Annotated in this window: 19 protein-coding genes; 10 read left to right on the top strand and 9 right to left on the bottom strand. The window is 59.7% G+C overall.

Features of this window, described 5'->3' with window-relative positions:
• Nucleotides 1-31: 31 nt before the first annotated feature.
• On the bottom strand, nucleotides 32-1,012 hold the full coding sequence (locus ACQ4WN_RS12380) for a LysR family transcriptional regulator (RefSeq protein WP_436551805.1): 981 nt from the start codon (nucleotides 1,010-1,012) through the stop codon (nucleotides 32-34).
• Between the two features lie 193 nt (nucleotides 1,013-1,205).
• Between ACQ4WN_RS12380 and ACQ4WN_RS12385 the strand changes: the two genes are divergently transcribed.
• Entirely contained in the window at nucleotides 1,206-1,511 is a 306-nt protein-coding gene (locus tag ACQ4WN_RS12385) for a hypothetical protein (protein ID WP_436551806.1), read from the top strand.
• A gap of 64 nt (nucleotides 1,512-1,575) precedes the next feature.
• Here the strand turns inward: ACQ4WN_RS12385 and ACQ4WN_RS12390 are convergent, their stop codons facing one another.
• The 5 genes from ACQ4WN_RS12390 to ACQ4WN_RS12410 all read right to left on the bottom strand — a co-directional run bounded on the left by ACQ4WN_RS12390 (nucleotide 1,576) and on the right by ACQ4WN_RS12410 (nucleotide 4,810).
• Entirely contained in the window at nucleotides 1,576-2,172 is a 597-nt protein-coding gene (locus ACQ4WN_RS12390) for a chalcone isomerase family protein (protein WP_436551807.1), read from the bottom strand.
• Nucleotides 2,173-2,284: 112 nt separating this feature from the next.
• Entirely contained in the window at nucleotides 2,285-2,551 is a 267-nt protein-coding gene (locus ACQ4WN_RS12395; RefSeq protein WP_034752637.1) for a YfhL family 4Fe-4S dicluster ferredoxin, read from the bottom strand.
• A gap of 14 nt (nucleotides 2,552-2,565) precedes the next feature.
• On the bottom strand, nucleotides 2,566-3,063 hold the full coding sequence (gene coaD, locus ACQ4WN_RS12400) for a pantetheine-phosphate adenylyltransferase (protein ID WP_034752633.1): 498 nt from the start codon (nucleotides 3,061-3,063) through the stop codon (nucleotides 2,566-2,568).
• Nucleotides 3,064-3,175: 112 nt separating this feature from the next.
• A complete protein-coding gene (gene rsmD / locus ACQ4WN_RS12405; RefSeq protein WP_436551808.1) occupies nucleotides 3,176-3,835 on the bottom strand; it encodes a 16S rRNA (guanine(966)-N(2))-methyltransferase RsmD in 660 nt (219 codons plus the stop codon).
• 69 nt (nucleotides 3,836-3,904) lie between these two features.
• Nucleotides 3,905-4,810 (bottom strand): DUF6279 family lipoprotein, encoded by a 906-nt coding sequence (locus ACQ4WN_RS12410; protein ID WP_436551809.1) that lies wholly within the window; start codon nucleotides 4,808-4,810, stop codon nucleotides 3,905-3,907.
• Between the two features lie 25 nt (nucleotides 4,811-4,835).
• On the opposite strand from ACQ4WN_RS12410, the gene glmU reads away from it, so the two are divergent.
• Entirely contained in the window at nucleotides 4,836-6,212 is a 1,377-nt protein-coding gene (glmU, locus tag ACQ4WN_RS12415) for a bifunctional UDP-N-acetylglucosamine diphosphorylase/glucosamine-1-phosphate N-acetyltransferase GlmU (protein ID WP_436551810.1), read from the top strand.
• Between the two features lie 653 nt (nucleotides 6,213-6,865).
• Here glmU and ACQ4WN_RS12420 read toward each other — a convergent pair.
• Nucleotides 6,866-7,339 (bottom strand): Lrp/AsnC family transcriptional regulator, encoded by a 474-nt coding sequence (locus ACQ4WN_RS12420; RefSeq protein ID WP_436551811.1) that lies wholly within the window; start codon nucleotides 7,337-7,339, stop codon nucleotides 6,866-6,868.
• A 161-nt stretch (nucleotides 7,340-7,500) separates the two neighbouring features.
• On the opposite strand from ACQ4WN_RS12420, the gene glmS reads away from it, so the two are divergent.
• Both glmS and ACQ4WN_RS12430 read left to right on the top strand, forming a co-directional pair.
• Nucleotides 7,501-9,330, top strand: a complete 1,830-nt coding sequence (glmS, locus tag ACQ4WN_RS12425; protein ID WP_436476224.1) for a glutamine--fructose-6-phosphate transaminase (isomerizing) — start codon at nucleotides 7,501-7,503, stop codon at nucleotides 9,328-9,330.
• 173 nt (nucleotides 9,331-9,503) lie between these two features.
• The gene (locus ACQ4WN_RS12430) at nucleotides 9,504-10,646 is read left to right on the top strand and encodes a serine hydrolase domain-containing protein (protein ID WP_436551812.1); all 1,143 of its coding nucleotides are present in this window, start codon (nucleotides 9,504-9,506) and stop codon (nucleotides 10,644-10,646) included.
• 48 nt (nucleotides 10,647-10,694) lie between these two features.
• Here the strand turns inward: ACQ4WN_RS12430 and ACQ4WN_RS12435 are convergent, their stop codons facing one another.
• Nucleotides 10,695-11,627, bottom strand: coding sequence for a LysR family transcriptional regulator (locus tag ACQ4WN_RS12435; RefSeq protein ID WP_436551813.1), 933 nt, complete (start codon nucleotides 11,625-11,627; stop codon nucleotides 10,695-10,697).
• 127 nt (nucleotides 11,628-11,754) lie between these two features.
• Here ACQ4WN_RS12435 and msuE point away from each other — a divergent pair, with 127 nt between their 5' ends.
• The 5 genes from msuE (at nucleotide 11,755) to ACQ4WN_RS12460 (ending at nucleotide 18,161) form a co-directional block, all read left to right on the top strand.
• Nucleotides 11,755-12,336 (top strand): FMN reductase, encoded by a 582-nt coding sequence (msuE, locus tag ACQ4WN_RS12440; protein WP_436551814.1) that lies wholly within the window; start codon nucleotides 11,755-11,757, stop codon nucleotides 12,334-12,336.
• Between the two features lie 70 nt (nucleotides 12,337-12,406).
• Entirely contained in the window at nucleotides 12,407-13,387 is a 981-nt protein-coding gene (locus ACQ4WN_RS12445; RefSeq protein WP_436551901.1) for a DUF1852 domain-containing protein, read from the top strand.
• Nucleotides 13,388-13,411: 24 nt separating this feature from the next.
• The gene (locus tag ACQ4WN_RS12450; protein ID WP_436551815.1) at nucleotides 13,412-14,440 is read left to right on the top strand and encodes a methionine synthase; all 1,029 of its coding nucleotides are present in this window, start codon (nucleotides 13,412-13,414) and stop codon (nucleotides 14,438-14,440) included.
• 318 nt (nucleotides 14,441-14,758) lie between these two features.
• The gene (locus tag ACQ4WN_RS12455) at nucleotides 14,759-15,484 is read left to right on the top strand and encodes a hypothetical protein (RefSeq protein WP_436551816.1); all 726 of its coding nucleotides are present in this window, start codon (nucleotides 14,759-14,761) and stop codon (nucleotides 15,482-15,484) included.
• A 211-nt stretch (nucleotides 15,485-15,695) separates the two neighbouring features.
• Nucleotides 15,696-18,161: a DUF3772 domain-containing protein gene (locus ACQ4WN_RS12460; protein WP_436551817.1), complete on the top strand. Its 2,466-nt coding sequence runs from the start codon at nucleotides 15,696-15,698 to the stop codon at nucleotides 18,159-18,161.
• Here ACQ4WN_RS12460 and ACQ4WN_RS12465 read toward each other — a convergent pair.
• Nucleotides 18,158-18,646: a DUF2938 domain-containing protein gene (locus ACQ4WN_RS12465; protein ID WP_436551818.1), complete on the bottom strand. Its 489-nt coding sequence runs from the start codon at nucleotides 18,644-18,646 to the stop codon at nucleotides 18,158-18,160. The genes ACQ4WN_RS12460 and ACQ4WN_RS12465 overlap by 4 nt on opposite strands.
• Nucleotides 18,647-18,709: 63 nt before the next feature.
• Between ACQ4WN_RS12465 and ACQ4WN_RS12470 the strand changes: the two genes are divergently transcribed.
• Nucleotides 18,710-19,354 carry an ArsR/SmtB family transcription factor gene (locus ACQ4WN_RS12470; RefSeq protein ID WP_436551819.1) on the top strand — a complete coding sequence of 215 codons (645 nt, stop codon included), beginning with the start codon at nucleotides 18,710-18,712 and terminating at the stop codon, nucleotides 19,352-19,354.
• Nucleotides 19,355-19,422: the final 68 nt, after the last annotated feature.

Consider the following 19,422-nt stretch of genomic DNA (forward strand, 5'->3'; position numbering starts at 1 on the left):
CAGGCGTTTTTTTCTGGTGCTGGCAAATAATTTATTCAATATGCGGCTTGGCCGCCACGCCGCCACCGGCCGCCGTGGCAGTGCGCAAGGTGGGCGTGTTCATGCTTTCCAGATGGTTGCGCAGCCATTTGTGGGCGGGGCTGCGCGCGTCGCGCTCGTGCCACAGCATGTCCAGGTGGACGGCCGGCAGGGTCAGCGGCAAATCCTTGTACAGCAGGGATTCCGTCATGCCCGTCGAGGCGATCAGGTGGCGCGGCAAGACTGTGATCAGGTCGGAATTGGCTACTACCCGTCCGGCCGTGAAGAACTGATTGACCGTCAACAAGATGCGCCGTTCGCGGTGGATTTGCGACAGGGCCTCGTCGATCAAGCCATGCGCGCGGCCGGAAAAGCTCACCAATAAATGGTTCGCCGCGCAATAGTTATCCAACGTCAATTCCTTGTCGGCCAATGGATGGCCGCGCCGCATCACGCACACATACTTACCGGAATACAGGCGCTCGTGGCGGATGGGCGAGCCCGTTTCGCTCGACAATTGCGCCGCCACGCCGGGAAAGAAGCCCACGGCCAGGTCGATATCGCCACGCAGCAACATGGGACGCGGTTCGCGCGTGGTCAGCGGCATCATGCGCACGTTGACGCCTGGTGCTTCCCGTTCGATCGAGCGCATCAAGGAGGGCAGCCAGAAGGCGGCCGTCGCATCGGCCATGGCCATGCGGAAGGTGGCATGCGTTTTCGACACGTCGAAGGTTTCCGGCGTGACGGCCGCTTCCAGGCTGGCCAGGGCCGAGCGCACGGATGGCCACAGGGCTTCGGCACGTGGCGTGGGTTTCACGCCGTACGCCGTGCGGATCAGCAATTCGTCACCGAGGCTCTCGCGCAGGCGTTTGATGGCGTTCGATACCGCCGGCTGCGTCATCGCCAGGTGGCCGGCTGCGCGCGTCAGGTTTTGTTCCGTCATGACGGCGTCGAAAACACGCAGCAAGTTCAGATCCAGCGTCAGAAAACTCATGGAAAGCCCAAGATAAAAGTTGAATTGATTACTTAAGAGTGTAAACCGCGCCGGGCACGAATATTTTCACTCGTCAAAAAAATATTACAGTTTTCCATTCACGATTCATATAATTGGTATCAAGAAATGGAATTAGATTTATATGTTGCACTGCACTATAGTACTGGCAAATTCTATAATGCACTGGAACAGTATGTCTACCTTCGCCTCCGCCCTGTACGCAGTATCCGCACCCGTGCTGGAGATTTCCCTGCTGAACGCCCTGCAACTCGTGCTGGTGATCGTGGCCTTGGGCGCATTCGCCCTGCTGTTCAAGCCTTTGCTGGTAGGTATCGCCCGCGCCATGGTGCTGGTTGTGCGCCCCAAGCTGAGCCGCGAAGAGCGCCTGGCGCGCCAGCAGATGCGCGAAGCGCAAGCCTTGCATCGCACCCTGGGCAAGATGGATGGCGTCTCGCCCAGCAATGCCGCCGAATTGCGCGCCCTGTCGACGCGCGCCTGAGCGATAAGCTGTTGCAGAATGACAAGCCGGCGTGAGCCGGCTTTTTTTACGCCCGCGTTTTTGTTCAGGCCACGTCGCCCAGCAAATGCGCGCGCAACAAGGTGTCGGCCGGATGGGCGCCGATCCAGATTTTCAGCAGCGCATTGTAAAAGGCCAGGTCTGGCACTGTGTCGCCCACCTGCTTGCCGTTCAGCTTGCACAAGGTTCCCTCTTCCGGCAGCCAGTCCACGGTCAGGATGTCGCCCTTTTTCAGGCCGGGAACCATGGCGAACATGGCGCCGAACTGCATCGTCTGGCTCAGTAGCCGCGTGCGGTCAGCCTGGTCGGAACTGCGCTTCAAGCCCTGCATGAAGGCGTGACCCAGCTCGTCGGAAGTGATGTCGCGCAACATGACGATCTCTAAACGCCGCGGCCCGGGCAGGAGCAGGATGTCGGCCAGCTGGGTTTTCTTTTCCGGCAGGTACAGTGCGATCGTATAGACCTTGAAGATGACCTTGTAGCGCACACCTGCGCCGTTGAGTTTCAACTCGCGGCTGGCCAGCTGCACCGTGTCGTCCAGCTTGACGCCGCCCACTTCGACGGCCAGCGCTGGTTGTGCCAAGACGGCGCACAGGCAGGCGGCAGCCAGGGAGCGGCCCAAGCGGGATGTGCGTATTTGCATCTTCTACCTCCGTGGAAACCATGGGCTGTGGATAAGTCAGCCCACAGTGTAGAACAGTTGGCAGAAGCTGGCGCCACGCAGAAGTGGCCCAGAAGTGGCGCGGGAGAAAGACTTAGGTTTTGGCCGCAGGCAGCTCTGCCTGCAGGCGTTCGTACTTGGCCATCAATTGTTCCGGGCTTTCGCGCCAGGCGGGATTGAAGGGGATGCAGCTGACGGGGCACACTTGCTGGCATTGCGGCTCGTCAAAGTGCCCCACGCATTCGGTGCACTTGTTGGGATCGATTTCGTAGATTTCCGCGCCCATGTAGATTGCATCATTCGGGCACTCGGGCTCGCAAATGTCGCAATTGATGCATTCGTCGGTGATCAGTAATGCCATGATTTCACTCTTACTTATTGCGATGATGCAGCGTTGGCGGCAATCTTGTTTTGCAGCCAGCGGTTCACCGAGGGGAAGACAAACTTGGAGACGTCGCCGCCCAGCGCCGCGATTTCACGCACGATGGTGCCCGAAATGAACTGGTACTGGTCGGACGGCGTCAGGAACATGGTTTCGACATCGGGCAGCAGGTAGCGGTTCATGCCCGCCATCTGGAATTCGTATTCGAAGTCGGAAACGGCGCGCAAGCCGCGCACGATGACTCTCGCCTCATGCTTGCGCACGAAATCCTTGAGCAAGCCGGAAAAGCTCTCAACTTGCACGTTCGGATAGTGACCGAGCACTTCGTTGGCGATTTCCAGGCGTTCGTCGAGAGAGAAAAACGGTTGCTTGTTCTTGCTGTCGGCCACACCGACGATCAGCTTGTCAAACAGACCCGATGCGCGGCGCACCAAATCTTCATGACCGCGCGTGAGCGGATCGAATGTTCCTGGATAAACGGCTACAACCATTGCGGCTCCCTGATGATGCACCAATATAGACGCGCATTATGCCTGAAATTGGTGACCACCTTGGTGCTGCGCCTCGGGCCAGGAAGCCTTTTTGCCTCATTTATAGGCAGATTCAGGCAGTTGCCGGCACTTTGTTGTAAGTTAGCAAATGATAATAAACGGTACCCGCTTTGTCGGCGCGGATGACTTCCCACGGCGCCATCCAGTCCGGTTTGTCCAGTTCGCTGTTTTCATCGAACACCATCGACAAGCCCGATTCCGCGTACACCATGCCGCCTTCCTTGAGCAGGTTGGCGCACAGCGGCAACACTTTCGCCAGGAAATCCTGCTGGTACGGTGGGTCGAGGAAGATCAGGTCGAAACGCTGGCCGCGCGATGCCAGTCCTTGCGCCGTCAGCAGGGCGTCGCCGCGCAGCAGCTGGACATTATCGGCACGCAATTTCGTCTTGTTTTCTTCCAGCTGGCGGATCACGGGCGTGTGCGTATCGACCATGGTGACGGCGGCGGCGCCGCGGCTGGCCGCTTCGAAGCCCAGTGCGCCGCTGCCGGCGAACAGGTCCAGCACCTGGGCATTGGCCCAGTCGCCATCGCGCAAGTGGTTGATCCAGTTAAATACGGTTTCGCGCACGCGGTCCGGTGTCGGGCGCAGGCCCAGTGCCTGCAAAACAGGCAGCACGGAGCGCTTCCACTGGCCGCCGATGATGCGTACCTGGTTCGGTGGCGGCGCGTGGTGGACGGGGACTTTGGCGGGTTTCTTAATTTTCTTTTGCATGGGTATTTCTTCAATTCGGTGGCGGCCACTATAGCATATGGCCCCACCTCCTTTGCTGGCGCTGCCTGTCTATTTGGGCTGTGTGGCCAGGGAATTGAAGTCGTCGATCCAGCCCTGCATGCGCTTGACGGCGTGGGCTTTTTGCGCCGGCGTGGCGATCTTGATGACAGTCAAGACCATTTGCGCCGTGCTCGCTTCGTAGCTGTCAAAAAAAGCCTTGCGCTCCGAGTGTTCCAGGCGCTCGAAACTGTCCTTGATCAGGGTCGTCACCAAGCCCGCGGCCGCTTCCTTGCCGAGTTTTTCCTGGTGCACTTTCTTGACCAGGTTCAACACATTCTGCTGGCGCCGCGTGCGTTCGTCGAGCCAGATGTCATTGTTCAGCGGACGCGCGTCGGACGCTTTACGGATGATGGCCTCTTGCTCGCTGCTGAAGCTGCCGAACCACAGTTCGAATTGCTCCATGGCTTTCTTGTAGCGCAGTTTCTGGCGCTTGTCCTGGTCGCCGCTCAGGTATTTCTTGCGGTAATCCTCATTGTTTGACTTGAACTTCTTTTCCATCTGCGCGATTTGCTCGGGCTTGAGCGAGCGCGCCAGGTCGCCCAGTTCGGGCGCCGCCTTCAGCAGCAGCGCCTGGGTACGCTGCTTGATCTCGCTGTAATCCATCATCAGGTCCGCCTGCGTGATATTGCCTTGCAGCTGCTTCTGGCCCGTGCGCAGGATTTCCACGTAGTCCTTCAATTGCGTCTTGCGGTGCCAGTCGAACATCTTGTCGATGTCATCGCGTACCCAGTCTTTCTGGTCGCGGTCCAGGTCAACATACGCGTTCAACCACCAGTACAGCACGGTATCGCCATTGTTGTAGGCCAGGCGCAAGCCGCTGCAGCCGGCGACGATGACGAGCATCAAGGCCAGCAGGGCATAAGTAAAACGCCCAAAGGGCGTGGAAGACGGGGCCTGCGTGTTAAACTTTTTCATATTCTTAACTTATAAAAGACGGTCTATGAACGTTGTCATTCTCGCTGCCGGTATGGGCAAACGCATGCAGTCGGCACTGCCCAAGGTATTGCACCCATTGGCTGGCAAGCCGCTGTTGTCGCACGTCATCGACACGGCGCGCGGCCTGGCGCCGTCCCGATTATGCGTGATTTACGGGCATGGGGGCGCAGCGGTGCTGAAGTTGCTTGACGGCTACAAGACGAACCATGCCCTGGCGATTGATGCTGCCGAGCAAACGCAGCAGCTGGGCACGGGGCATGCCGTGCAGCAAGCCGTATCCTTGCTGGACGACAGCGTGCCCACCCTGATCCTGTACGGCGACGTGCCGCTGACCAGCGCCGCCTCCCTGCAGCAATTGGTGCAGGCGGCCGGTAACGACAAGCTGGCCATCCTGACCGTGGAACAGGACGATCCGTTTGGCCTGGGCCGCATCGTGCGCGACAACGGCGCCATCGTGCGCATCGTCGAGGAAAAGGATGCCTCCCCAAGCGAGCGCGCCATCAAGGAGATCAACAGCGGCATCATGGTCGCGCCCACCGTGCAGCTCAAGCAATGGCTGTCGGCCTTGTCGAATGACAATGCGCAAGGGGAATACTATCTGACCGATATCGTCGCGCAAGCCGTCGCCGATGGCGTGACCGTCACCTCGGCCCACCCCGCCGCCGTGTGGGAAGTGGCGGGCGTCAACAGCAAGGTGCAACTGGCCCAGCTGGAACGCATCCACCAGAACAATATCGCGCAAGCGCTGCTCGAGCGTGGCGTGACCTTGCTCGACCCGGCCCGCATCGACGTGCGCGGCGAACTCATTTGCGGCCGCGATGTCACTATCGATGTCGGCTGCGTGTTCGAAGGCCGCGTAGAACTGGGCGATGGTGTGCGCGTGGGCGCCAACAACGTCATCATCAATGCCAGCGTGGCAGCCGGTGCGCACATCAAGCCGTTTTGCCATATCGAGGACGCCGTCGTCGGCGCCGCTTCCATCATCGGCCCGTATGCGCGCCTGCGTCCCGGCAGCGTGCTGGCGGAAGACGTGCATATCGGCAATTTTGTCGAAGTGAAAAACAGCCAGGTCGCCGCGCACAGCAAGGCCAACCACCTGGCCTACATTGGCGACGCCACCATTGGCTCCAGGGTCAACATCGGTGCCGGCACCATCACCTGCAACTACGATGGCGTCAACAAGTTCCGCACCGTTATCGAAGACGACGCCTTTATCGGCAGCGACAGCCAGCTGATCGCTCCCGTTACCGTGGGCAAGGGCGCGACCCTGGGTGCCGGCACGACCTTGTCGAAAGATGCGCCGGCCGGCAAGCTGACGGTTTCGCGCGCGCGGCAAGTGACCATCGACGGCTGGATGCGTCCCGTGAAAATCAAGAAGTAAGCGCAGCACATTCGGTATGCATGACGCCGTCAGCCTGTCCGGGCTGGCGGCGTTATTTTTTATGCCTGTGGATAATCCTGTGCAGCGTTGGCTGGTAACCCGGGATAAGTTACGCCACTCTTCGTATCCGGTATTTGCTCTGCATTGTCGAGTGTGGATAAGCATGTGAACAAGCATGCGGACAAGTGATGGATAAGCCCGGTATAAGCTGCGTATAAACAGTAAAAAACCTGTGGAAAAGACGGGACAAGTTATCGGGTTCAGCTTGCTGTTCCAACGTGCAGGCCAGCTGGCGCAGACTAAAAGGCATCCTCTATTTTTTGCCTGTCCGGATTGTGGATAAACTTGTGCGTAATTGGCGGATAAGTCATGAACAACTTCCAAGTCATTGTATTGTAAGGGCATTCCTTGTTTTCTTGTGGAAGCTGCTTGTGGGTAAAGCTGTGCAAAAGCCTGTGATTAAGGCGGGGGCAAGCGCTGGATAAGCCGGTATAAGTTTTATCCCGGGGGCCGATGTACCGTTGTTGCGAAGCTTCATGCGAGGCGGAATATGGCGGCCGTGGCAATCGGTGATTTTCATGCTGTGGATAAACTTGTGCATAAGCAGGCAGAAAAATGAGGATAAGCCGGGATAACTTTTCTGCCAGCCTGCTTCACACAGCGATGCGCGTCTCGAATTTGCTGCGAAACGTGGAAAAATAGCTTTTCACGTTGCGTACATTGGCATGCGCGGCAAACAGGCGGTGCGCCAGCGCGTGATACGCGGGCATGTCGGCCACCTGTACCATCAGCACGAAGTCGGGTCCGGGCGAGACGCGATAGCACTGCAGCACGGCAGGCTCGTCCGCCACGAGCTGCTCGAATTCCGCCATGCGTTCCGCCGCCTGCACGTCGAGCGTGATTTCCACGACGGCCGTCAGGCGCGCGCCCACCAGTTGCGGCGCGACGATGGCCACTTGCCGCTCGATCACACCGCTTTCCGTCAAATGCTTGACCCGCCGCAAACACGTGGGCGCCGAGACGTGCACCGATCGCGCCAGCTCACTGTTGGTTTGCGATGCATCAATTTGCAAGGCGTTCAGGATGCGACGATCAATGTCGTCGAGAGTAATGTTGCTATGGTTCATGATTTTGATGGATTAGAGAATATACTGAGTCTAAATGAAATAATATTTCACCGCAAAATAGTCGTGAAATATTTAGTCAAAAATATACAGATTTAGAAAGCATATTTCATTGACTCTGCATTAGCATGCTTGCATTGATTAAATTTTAAACAGAGGTTTCCATGTGCGGCATCGTCGGCGCGGTAGCGCAACGTAATATCACTCCCATCCTGGTCGAAGGCTTGAAGCGCCTGGAATACCGCGGCTACGATTCCTGCGGCATCGCCTTGCATGCCGATGGCCGTTTGCAGCGTTCGCGCTCCACTTCGCGCGTGGCCGAGCTGGAAAAGCAGATCGCAGAAGAAGGCTTGAGCGGTTTTACGGGCATTGCCCACACCCGCTGGGCCACGCATGGCGCCCCTGTTTCCTTCAATGCCCACCCGCATTTTTCCCCAACGGAAGAGAACGCCCGCGTGGCGCTGGTGCATAACGGCATCATTGAAAACCATGACGAACTGCGCGCCGAACTGACGGCCCTCGGTTACGTCTTCCAGAGCCAGACGGACACGGAAGTGATCGCCCACCTGGTCGAGCACATGTATAACGGCGACCTGTTCGAGACCGTGCAGCAGGCCGTGAAACGCCTAGCCGGCGCGTATGCGATTGCCGTGTTCTGCCGTGACGAGCCACACCGCGTGGTCGCCGCGCGCCAGGGTTCGCCCCTGATCGTCGGCCTGGGCAATGGTGAAAACTTTGTCGCCTCCGACGCCATGGCGCTGGCCGGCACGACCGACCAGATCATCTACCTGGAAGAAGGCGATGTGGTCGACCTGCAACTGTCGCGCTGCTGGATCGTCGATGTCGATGGCAAGCCCGTCGAACGCGAAGTGAAAACCGTGCATGCGCATACGGGTGCGGCCGAGCTGGGCCCATACCGCCACTACATGCAGAAGGAAATCTTCGAACAGCCGCGCGCCATCGGCGACACACTGGAAGGCGTGACGGGCATCATGCCGGAACTGTTCGGCGACAATGCTTATGCCATCTTCAAGCAGATCGACCGCGTGCTGATCCTGGCCTGCGGCACCAGCTCGTATGCGGGCATGACGGCCAAGTACTGGATCGAGGCGATTGCCAAGGTGCCCGTCAGCGTGGAAGTGGCCAGCGAATACCGCTACCGCGACAGCGTGCCGCACCCGAACACCCTGGTCGTCACCATTTCGCAAAGCGGCGAAACGGCCGACACCCTGGCCGCCCTGAAGCATGCGCGCAGCCTGGGCATGCAGCACACCCTGACCATCTGCAACGTGGCCACCAGTGCCATGGTGCGCGAATGCGCGCTGGCCTACATCACGCGCGCCGGCGTGGAAGTGGGCGTGGCGTCCACCAAGGCGTTCACGACGCAGCTGGCGGGACTGTTCCTGCTGACCCTGTGCCTGGCGCAAGTCAATGGCCGCTTGAGCGAAGAACAGGAAGCGGCGCACCTGAAAGCCATGCGCCACCTGCCCGTCGCCATCGCTTCCGTGCTGGCGCTGGAGCCGCAGATCATCGCCTGGTCCGAAGAATTCGCGCGCAAGGAAAACGCCCTCTTCCTGGGGCGCGGCATGCACTACCCGATCGCCCTGGAAGGTGCCTTGAAACTGAAGGAAATTTCCTATATCCACGCCGAAGCGTATCCGGCCGGCGAGCTGAAACACGGCCCGCTGGCTCTGGTGACGAATGAAATGCCGGTCGTCACCATCGCGCCGAACGACGCCCTGATCGAAAAGCTCAAATCGAACATGCAGGAAGTGCGCGCCCGTGGCGGCCAGCTGTACGTCTTCGCCGACGTCGATTCGCGCATCAGCTCCGGCGAAGGCTTGCACGTCATCCGCCTGCCCGAGCACTACGGCGACCTGTCGCCGATCCTGCACGTGGTCGCGCTGCAATTGCTGGCGTATCACACGGCACTGGCGCGTGGTACGGATGTGGACAAGCCACGCAATCTGGCGAAGTCGGTGACGGTGGAGTAAGCGGGCCGGGTGCTGCCCCGGGCCACCCAGAATAAAAAGAAAACGCCACTTCCGGGTGGCGTTTTCTTTTATACAGCACCGCCGTTCACTCTCTGGAACAACCATACGAGTGGCTTTTTTCTGTCACCGCTGAACCCATTGTGCGAGAATGCTTCTCCCCCTGGACGGTGCGCATGATGAACAAACTCGCCGCAATCATCACTGGAATGCCACTAGTGCTGGCAGCTTGCAAGCCCGCAGCCACAGCACCTGCGCATGACATTCCTGCGGCAATGCGCCAGACTGCGACCACCCTGCTGCAGTCAAAATTTTTACATGCGACCTCGATTGCCGTCGTTTATCGCGGCAAGGAATTCATTCTGCATCAAGGCGAACTGGAGACCGGCAAAGCCAATCCGCCGAACGATACAACGCTGTATGAAATCGGCTCAGTCAGTAAAACTTTTGCTGGCCTGCTATTGGCGAACGCTGTGCTTGATGGGAAGGCGGCGCTCGACGATCCCATACAAAAGTACCTGGCGGCCGCCTACCCGAACCTGCAGTCGCAGGGCCAGCCAGTTCGCTTGCGCCATTTGATCACGCACACCAGCAATATGCCGGGCATGCTGCCATTGCAGGTGAACACCATATTGAAGGATTTCACGGCACACGCCACGCCGGCGAAGCTGAATGCCGCTTATGCCAACTACGGACAACAGCAATTCTGGCAGGACTTGCACACAGTCAGCATCAAGGGTCCGCTTGGCAAGGACTACGCCTATTCCAGCGCCGGTACCGAACTCATTGCGCACACGCTCGAAACAATTTACGCAATGCCCTATGAAGTCCTGCTCGCGCAATTCCTTGCGCGCGAAGCCGGCATGCAAGATACCAAGCTGAGAATCACAGCCAGGGATACCGGCCGGCTAGCGCCCGGTTACCACAGCGACAATCCCGTCATAACGACACCGATGCCACAATTGCCCTGGGGGGCAGCGGGCAACCTGAAGTCGACTATGCCGGATATGGCGAAGTATCTGCGCCTGCAATTGGGTGCCCATCCCGCTGTCGTTGAATCGCACAAGCCTTTGGCACGCTTTCAGGACGACTTCAGCATTGGCTATTTCTGGAACATCGGTACTAATCGCCAGTTGGGCACGCATTATGTACACCATGGCGGCGTGCCACGTGCGCAAAGCTACGCTTACGTCGTTCCTCAATATCAGCTTGGGGTCTTCATCATCACCAACCAGAGCGGCGATGCTACTGCCGGCGCCATGGAAAGCGCGCTGGCGCATATTTTCGACACGGTGGAATCCATGGAAAGCGCGAAGTAGGCTGGCCCTAGGGTATAGGCGTGCATGATGTTGCTGGCGGGCCTGGGCTTAGCGGGATGCATCAAGGGTTTTAGCATCGCTTCCTTGCGTCATGGCGAAAGCAGGCTGGCGCGCCAGTGCGATGAAGGCGCGCACGTAGTCGATGGCGGTGTCCGTCTCGCGTGCTCCCAGGAAGATTTGCTTGGCGATGCCGCGCGCGCCCAGCCGCACCGGTACCACGTCCATCTTGGCCGCGTATTCCTCGACCAGCCAGCGCGGCAGGGCGGCCACGCCGCGCCCGCTGGCCACCATCTGCAGCATGATGTCGGTCGTTTCGATGGCTTTGTGGCGCTTGGGCGTGACACCGGCCGGCAGCAGGAACTGGTTATAGATGTCCAGGCGCTCGATGTCCACCGGGTAGCTGATGAGCACCTCCTGGGTCAGTTGCTGGGGCTGCACATAGGCTGCGGTAGCCAGGGCATGGCCCTTGGCCACGACGAGCACCTGCTCGTAGTCGAACACGGGTTCGAATGTCAGCCCCGGCTTGTACAGCGGGTCGGGCGTGACCAGCAGGTCGATCTCGTAGCCGAACAGCGCGCCAATCCCGCCAAACTGGAACTTTTGCTTGACGTCCACATCCACGTCGGGCCATGCGGCCAGATACGGGGACACCACTTTGAGCAGCCACTGGTAGCAAGGGTGGCATTCCATGCCGATGCGCAGCGCGCCGCGCTCGCCCTGCGCGAACTGGCCCAGGCGCTCTTCGGCCAGGTCCAGTTGCGGCAGCACCCGGTTCGCCACCGCCAGCAGATACTGGCCGGCCTGCGTCAGGCGCAGGTTGCGCCCTTCGCGCAGCCAGACGTCGGTGCCCAGTTGCTGCTCCAGCTTTTTCATGCTGTGGCTCAGGGCCGACTGGGTCAGGTGCAGCACGCCTGCGGCGGCCGTCAACGACCCTTGTTTTTCGACCTGCTGGACGATGCTGAGGTGGATGCGTTCAAGCATTGAGATGAGCTATGTTCATGGATGTATGAAATAAGACCATTATACTTCATCGATTCCCGCCGTTATCATCCATCTTCTTGTCGTTGGCATTCTTCGCCCTCGCGCATCACTCCACATGAAAGCAAACATGACACGTCCACTGCGTTTAGTCGCCGTTTCCGGCGGGCTGCAACGCCCTTCCAAGGCGGCAGCCCTGGCAGAGCACCTGATGGACCTGATCGCCGACGAAGTGCTGTGTGAACAACGTCTGGTCGAACTGGGCCAGCTCGCCCCCCAGCTCGCCGGCGCGACTTGGCGCTCCCACCTGCCCGATACGCTGGAGCGGGAACTTGCAGCGGTCGAGCAAGCTGACATCCTGGTGGTGGCAACACCGGTCTTTCGCGGTTCCTACACGGGACTGTTCAAGCACTTCTTCGACTTCATTGACCAGGACGCCCTGATCGACAAGCCGGTCTTGCTGGCGGCCACCGGCGGCAGCGAGCGCCATGCCCTGATGATCGACCACCAGTTGCGGCCGCTGTTCAGCTTTTTCCAGGCCCGCACATTGCCACTGGGCGTCTATGCGACCGACAAGGATTTCCTCGACTACCGCGTGCAGGACGAGGCCCTGATCCAGCGGGCCACACTGGCGGTCCAACGGGCAATGCCGTTGGTCGGCTTGACGCGGCATGCGCAATCTGCCGCCGCTGAAGCGCTGGTCGCGGCCTGATACGCATCGCCACGTTCAGCAAGCAATCAACACATTCATCTTTTCGCAGCAATCAGGACACCAGATCATCATGAGCCAAGATTTTGTATTCAGCATCAAGAGCATTGTTTTCGATGAAAACTATCATCCATCGGACAATACGCGTCTGACGACCAACTTTGCCAATCTGGCCAGGGGAGAGCGTCGCCAGGAGAACTTGCGCAACACCCTGAAAATGATCGACAGCCGCTTCAACAACCTGGCGCATTGGGATAACCCGAAGGCAGATCGCTACTCAGTTGAGCTTGAAATCATTTCCGTCGCGTTGAATATCGATGCCAAAGGCGGAAATATTCCATTGATCGAGATATTGAAGCCGAATATCCTGGATAAAAAGACCGGAGAGCGCATCGATGGCATCGCCGGCAATAACTTCTCATCCTACGTGCGCGATTACGACTTCAGCGTGCTGCTGCCAGAGCACAACAATAATAAATCCACCTTTGGCACACCGGACAATTTCGGCGATTTTCATGGCAAGCTGTTCAAGCACTTTGTCAGATCAGCTACTTACAAAGCGCACTTCAGCAAGGCGCCCGTCATCTGCATCAGCGCGTCGAGCAGCAAGACCTATCAGCGCACTGAAAACCAGCACCCCATTCTGGGCGTTGAGTATCAACAAAATGAGTTCTCCTCGACGGATGAATATTTCGAGAAAATGGGGATGCAGGTGCGCTATTTCATGCCGCCAAACAGTGCCGCACCTCTGGCGTTTTATTTTATCGGCGACCTGCTGGGCGACTATAGCAATCTTGAGCTGATCGGCACCATCAGCACGATGGAAACGTTCCAAAAGATCTACCGGCCCGAGATTTATAACGCCAATTCTGCGGCGGGAAGACTTTATCAGCCTAGCCTGAAGAATCAGGATTATTCGCTGACGCAAATTGTCTATGACCGGGAAGAGCGCAGCCAGCTGGCTGTCAAGCAGGGCAAATATACGGAAGAGCACTTCATCAAGCCATACAAGCATCTTCTTGAACAATGGGCTGCGACCACGCTCTCTGCTTAATCAACATACACGACATTACTGATCATGAAAAAATTATTGCCTACATCCACTGCCGGCAGCTTGCCCAAACCTTCCTGGCTTGCACAGCCTGAAAAACTCTGGTCGCCGTGGAAATTACAGGACGAGGAATTGATTGAGGGCAAACAGGATGCTTTACGTTTGTCACTGCAGGAGCAGCAGCAGGCAGGCATCGATATCGTCAGCGATGGCGAGCAGACCCGCCAGCATTTCGTTACCACGTTTATCGAGCATCTGAGCGGCGTTGATTTTGACAAACGCGAGACTGTCAGAATTCGTGACCGCTACGATGCAAGCGTGCCGACAGTCGTGGGCGCGGTCAGCCGCCCGAAGCCGGTTTTTGTGGAAGACGCCAGGTTTTTACGTCAGCAAACCACGCAACCGATCAAATGGGCCCTGCCAGGCCCGATGACGATGATTGATACGCTGTATGACAGCCACTACAAGAGCCGCGAAAAACTGGCCTGGGAATTCGCCAAGATCCTCAATCAGGAAGCCAGGGAACTGGAGGCGGCCGGCGTCGACATCATCCAGTTTGACGAACCTGCATTCAATGTTTTCTTTGATGAAGTCAATGATTGGGGGATCGCCACCCTGGAAAGGGCGATCGAGGGGCTTAAATGCGAAACGGCCGTGCACATTTGCTATGGCTACGGCATCAAAGCCAATACGGACTGGAAAAATACGCTGGGCTCCGAGTGGCGTCAATATGAGGAATCGTTCCCCAAGCTGCAGCAATCGAATATCGACATCATCTCGCTGGAATGCCACAACTCGCGTGTGCCGATCGACCTGATTGAACTCATTCGTGGCAAAAAAGTGATGGTCGGGGCCATCGACGTGGCATCCAATACCATTGAAACGCCGGAAGAAGTCGCCGACACCCTGCGCAAAGCGCTGCGGTTTGTCGATGCAGACAAGCTCTACCCGAGCACCAACTGTGGCATGGCGCCCTTGTCTCGTCAGGTAGCAAGAGGAAAATTGCATGCGCTCAGTGCAGGCGCAGAAATCATCCGAGGAGAACTCTCGACCTAGCCGGCTGCTGAGATACCGGACAGCTGAGTTTTCCCTTGTAGAAGGTGCTCTAAACAGTCGCTTTATGCCGGTGTCTTGCCCAAGTGCCCCGGCATCACCGGCAAGCGCTCCGTTATCCAATCTTATGTTCATGAATAAACTGGAACCAGCATGCCGTCACCGCACTCTTCTACAATTCCTCACACGGTGCCGGCGCGAACGCTGGCCTGGAAGAAATGGAAAACCTTATTTTATTTACAAAATATCTTACAATGAGCTGATACCCGCCGGACCTGCTGCGATTTGTAATTCCATTTCCTCACGCCATTTGCCATGCACATGACTGCCTGCCTCGCGCCTCTGCTTGTTGCCACACTGTCTGCGCCGCTGGCGCTCGCAGAAACCAGTACCCAGGTTTATCTGGACAACGGCGAGCTCAATTATGTCGGCAGCATGTCGGCCGAGGCGAATCAGCGTGCGCTGGCGCTGTTTGCCTCCGAGGAAACAAAACCGCGCGTGCTGGCCATCCGCAGCAAGGGCGGCCCAACGCAGGCCGGCATGGCCCTGGGCACCTGGGTGCGGGCGCAGGCATTGACGGTCAAGGTGCTCGAGTATTGTTTTTCCTCGTGCGCCAACTACGTTTTTACCGCCGCACCGCGCAAGATCGTCAGCAACTTTGCCGTGGTCGGCTATCACGGCGGCCTCAGTAGCGCCAGGTTTGCCGTCGATGAGCAGCAGGAAGCCATGCTGGCGGCCCTGCCGGCAGCTGAGCGGCAAGCCATGCGCCAGCAGTTGCTGGCGGAAATACAAACATGGCTGGCACCCGAGCGGGAGGCCGAACGCCAGTATTTTGCGCAGATAGGTGTCCAGCAGCGCATCACGACCATGGGCCAGACGCCCGCACTGGCACGCCATTTCGATGACGACAGCAAGGTGATAGGTTGGACCTTTTCCGCTGACGACTTCGCCAAGCTGGGCGTAACGGACATTACCATCATCAATCCACCATGGCAGCCGCGTTTTATTGCTTCCGATAAGCAAGTGCATCAAATCAAACTGCCGTAGCGTCGATGCCGTGCGCGCGCCTTGCCGTCATTATTGCCGCACGAAAATTTCCGCCATCTATCGCAGGAGTGCGCTAGTCTGTCGCTGTTTGCCGTACAGTTCAGCAACTCCCGTAATACCCATCGCCCCGGTGCCGGCCGCTGCAGCCGCTGCGCCAGCTGGCGCGATGCCGTCTCGCTTTCACCCGTATTGACCTGGCCGATAGGACCGCATGATTTCATTCCGTACCCCCCATTTCTTTTCCGCGCGCCAGTCCTGGCGTGGCTGGCTATTGCCGCTGCTATTGACCCTGCTGCTGGCGTGCTCGCTATCGGCGCCGCCCGCCTGGTCGCAACCGGTCGACGATGCCACCACGGCCGACCAGCGCCTCGATGGCTTGCGCAAGCAGATCACCACGATCCAGAAGGCGCTCGATGGCGAGGCCGATCTCGATGACGCGACCCTGTCGCAGATGCGCGCCGATGCGCTGGCGGCCAGCGCCGAGGCGGACAAGGTGGCCGAGTCGCTCACGCCCACGCTCTCCAGCGTGCAGGCGCGGCTGGCCGAGCTGGGCAAGCCGGCGGCGGGCACGAAAGAGGCCCCTGACGTGGCGGCCCAGCGCAGCCAGCTGGACCGCACCAGCAGCGCGCTCGATGCGCAGGTGAAGCTGGCGCGATTGCTGGCCGTGGAAGCGACGCAGGCGTCCGAGCAGGTATCGACGGCGCGCCGCGCACAGTTGCAGGCGCGCCTGGGCGAGCGCACTGCGTCCATCCTGGCCGGTTCCTTCTGGAAACAGCTGCATGCGGAATTGCCGCAGAATCTGCAGCGCCTGCGGGCGCTGGAGCTGGAGTTGGCCGACGCGGCGCGCGCCACGCCATGGTCGGCCTGGGGCGGCTTGCTGGCCGGCATCGTGGCCGTGATCGGCGCCAGCGTCTGGATTTCGCGCTATCTGCTGGTGATCACGGCCACGCGCGTGCCGCATGGCCGCTTGCGCCGCTCCTTGCATGCGCTGGCCGTGCTGGTGCTGGCGGCGGCCACGCCCGGGCTGGTGGCGGAATTGGTGGCCATGGGCTTGCGCTGGGATGGCGGCCTGTCTGAAAAAATCTCGACGTTCCTTGGCAGTTTGATCGGCATCATCTGTTTTGCCGGTTTTACGGCGGGCCTCGGCCACGCGCTGCTGTCGCCCTGGCGCGTGTCGTGGCGCCTGCTGCCCCTGCCCGACGCGCTGGCGCATCGCTTGCGCCATTTTCCATCGACGTTTGCCTTCATCGTGGTGCTGGTGTGGGCCACGGAACGGGTCACCATCGTCATCAATGCGGGCCTGTCGACGGCCGTGGCCGTCAATTGCATCGTCGCCCTGGTGATGAGCACGACCATCGCCTATGGCTTGATGCGCGCCGAGCGCTGCTGGCGCCTGTTGCGCGAGGCCGATCCCGCCACCCTGGTCACGCCGCTGTGGCTGCGCTGCGTCACGGTGCTGCTGTGGCTGGCACTGGCGTCGAGCGTCATCAGCTTGCTGGTCGGGTATGTGGCGTTTGGCAGCTTTATCGCCAAGCAAATCGCCTGGGTCATCGTGGTGGTGGGCAGCACCTATCTGCTGACGGTGCTGGTCGATGATATCTGCATGTTGCTGGCCTCCACGCCGCCGCCGCCGGACGCCGCCCATCCCGTGCTGGCCACGCCCAAGGCGCGTGACCAGGCGGCCGTGCTGCTGTCGGGCATCGGCCGCGCCATCGTCGTGCTGCTGGCGCTGATGCTGCTGCTGGCGCCGTTTGGCGAAGGTCCGGGCGAATTGTTCCAGCGGGTTGGCAAGCTGCAGGATGGCCTGGCCATCGGCGAAGTGGCGATCCGTCCTGCCGCGCTGATCCAGGCCCTGCTGGTGCTGGTGGTCGGTTTCGTTGCGCTGGGCCTGTTCAAGCGCTGGCTGCAAAACAGTTATTTGCCGACCACCAATCTCGATTCCGGCATGCAAGTGTCGTTCATTACCCTGTTTGGCTATATCGGGGGCGTGCTGGCCGTGGCGCTGGCCCTGTCGGCGGCCGGCATCGGCCTGGAACGCATCGCGTGGGTGGCATCGGCCTTGTCGGTGGGTATTGGTTTTGGCTTGCAGGCGGTGGTGCAGAACTTTGTGTCCGGCCTGATTTTATTGGCCGAGCGCCCCGTGAAAGTGGGCGACTGGGTCTCGCTGGGCGGCGTGGAAGGCGACATCCGTCGCATCAATGTGCGCGCCACGGAAATTCAACTGGGCGACCGCTCGACGGTGATCGTGCCGAACTCGGAATTCATCACCAAGACGGTGCGCAACGTCACCCTGGCCAATCCGCTGGGCCTGGTGCAGGTCAAGCTGCCGCTGCCGCTGGGCACGGATGCGCAAGCGGCGCGCGCGCTGATCCTGTCCACCTTTGTCGATAATCCTGACGTGCTCGACACACCGGCTCCCAGCGTGCAGCTCGACGGTATCGACAACGGCCTCTTGCTGTTCAACGCCACCGGCTATGCCTCGTCGCCGCGCCTGACGTCGGGCATCCGCAGCGCCCTGCTGTTCGAGCTGCTCAAGCGCCTGGACGAGGCGCATATCGCGATTGCCAAGCCCAGCACGATGGTGCTGAGCAGTGTGCCAGCGCAGCCGGAGACGCCGGCCATCTCGGCGGCTGTTCCCGCACCGGCGCCCGCCCCCGTGCCGCCGCTGACGTCTTAACGCACGGTCGACCACAGCAACGCCGCCAGGTACAGGCCGATGCCGAACGCCGTGTGGGCCATCAGGCTGCGCAGGCGGGCGGCTGTCGGATGCGGCGTCTTGCTGGCGGCCAGGCCGGCACCCATGCCCGGCTGCAAGATACAGAACGGCGCGGCCACGCTCACGAGGCCCGCCAGCAAGGCCGGCGCGAACGTCGGCTGTTGCACCCAGTCCTGTCCCACCAGCGCCAGCAGCACGGCGGCAAACAGCACGCCGATCATGTAATGGGCCGTCCAGCCAAGGACCGCTTCATCGCGCACGGGCGCCGCCTGGGCGATATTGACGTGGCTCACGGTGCCGCGTGGCAGATGGCCCAGCCAGCGTCCCACCATCGCAAAGTTCAGCGAGGGTATGCACCAGAAGCGTTTCAAGGCCACCGCCCACACATCCATCACCGCCGTCGCGCCCACGCCGATCGCCAGGGCATCGAGCCAGAATATTTGCATGGTTGTCACCTTATAACATTCAATTGATTGCTTGAATGTTATAAGGGTGCTAGCATCGTGTCAATGAAAAATGCCGATATCGATACCCTTACCGCTCCCGCCGAATTTGCCCACATTTTAGGCAGCGCACCGCGCTTGCGCCTGCTCGAGCAAATCGCTCAAGGCGAATATGCGGTGGAGCAGCTGGTGGAGTTGACGGGCCTGTCCGTGGCAAATACCTCCCAGCATTTGCAGCAGTTGCGGCGTGCCGGTTTCGTGCAGGCGCGGCGCGACGGCAAGCGCGTGCTGTATCGGCTGGGCAGCGGCCCTGTCTTGCAGTTGCTCGATGCGCTGGAGCTGTATGCGCAGCATCAGCGCAGCGAGTTGCAGGCGCTGAGCCGGGGCGATCATGTGGAAGCGATCACGGGCGACGAGCTGTTGGGGCGCATGCAGGAAGCCAGCATCACCGTGCTCGACGTGCGGCCCGCGCAGGAATTTGCTGCCGGCCACTTGCCCGGTGCGATCAATATTCCTTTTGACGACTTGCAGCGCCGCCTGGGCGAATTGCCGGCGAACGCAGAAATCGCCGCCTACTGCCGCGGCCCGTATTGCGTGCTGTCCGTGCAGGCCGTCGCTACCCTGCGCCAGCAGGGCTTGCATGCGCGCCGTCTCGGTAGCGGTTACGACGACTGGCAGGCGGCCGGCTTGCCTGTCGTCAGGGCGGCGTGATGGCGATCCCCAACAGCAAGCAGCAACTGGTCGAGGCGATGACCACCACGTACGCCAAGCTGGCGCAG

Origin of the sequence: Janthinobacterium pasteuri (genome assembly GCF_051380775.1) — a bacterium.
In the GTDB taxonomy this organism is placed as follows: Bacteria; Pseudomonadota; Gammaproteobacteria; order Burkholderiales; family Burkholderiaceae_D; genus Janthinobacterium.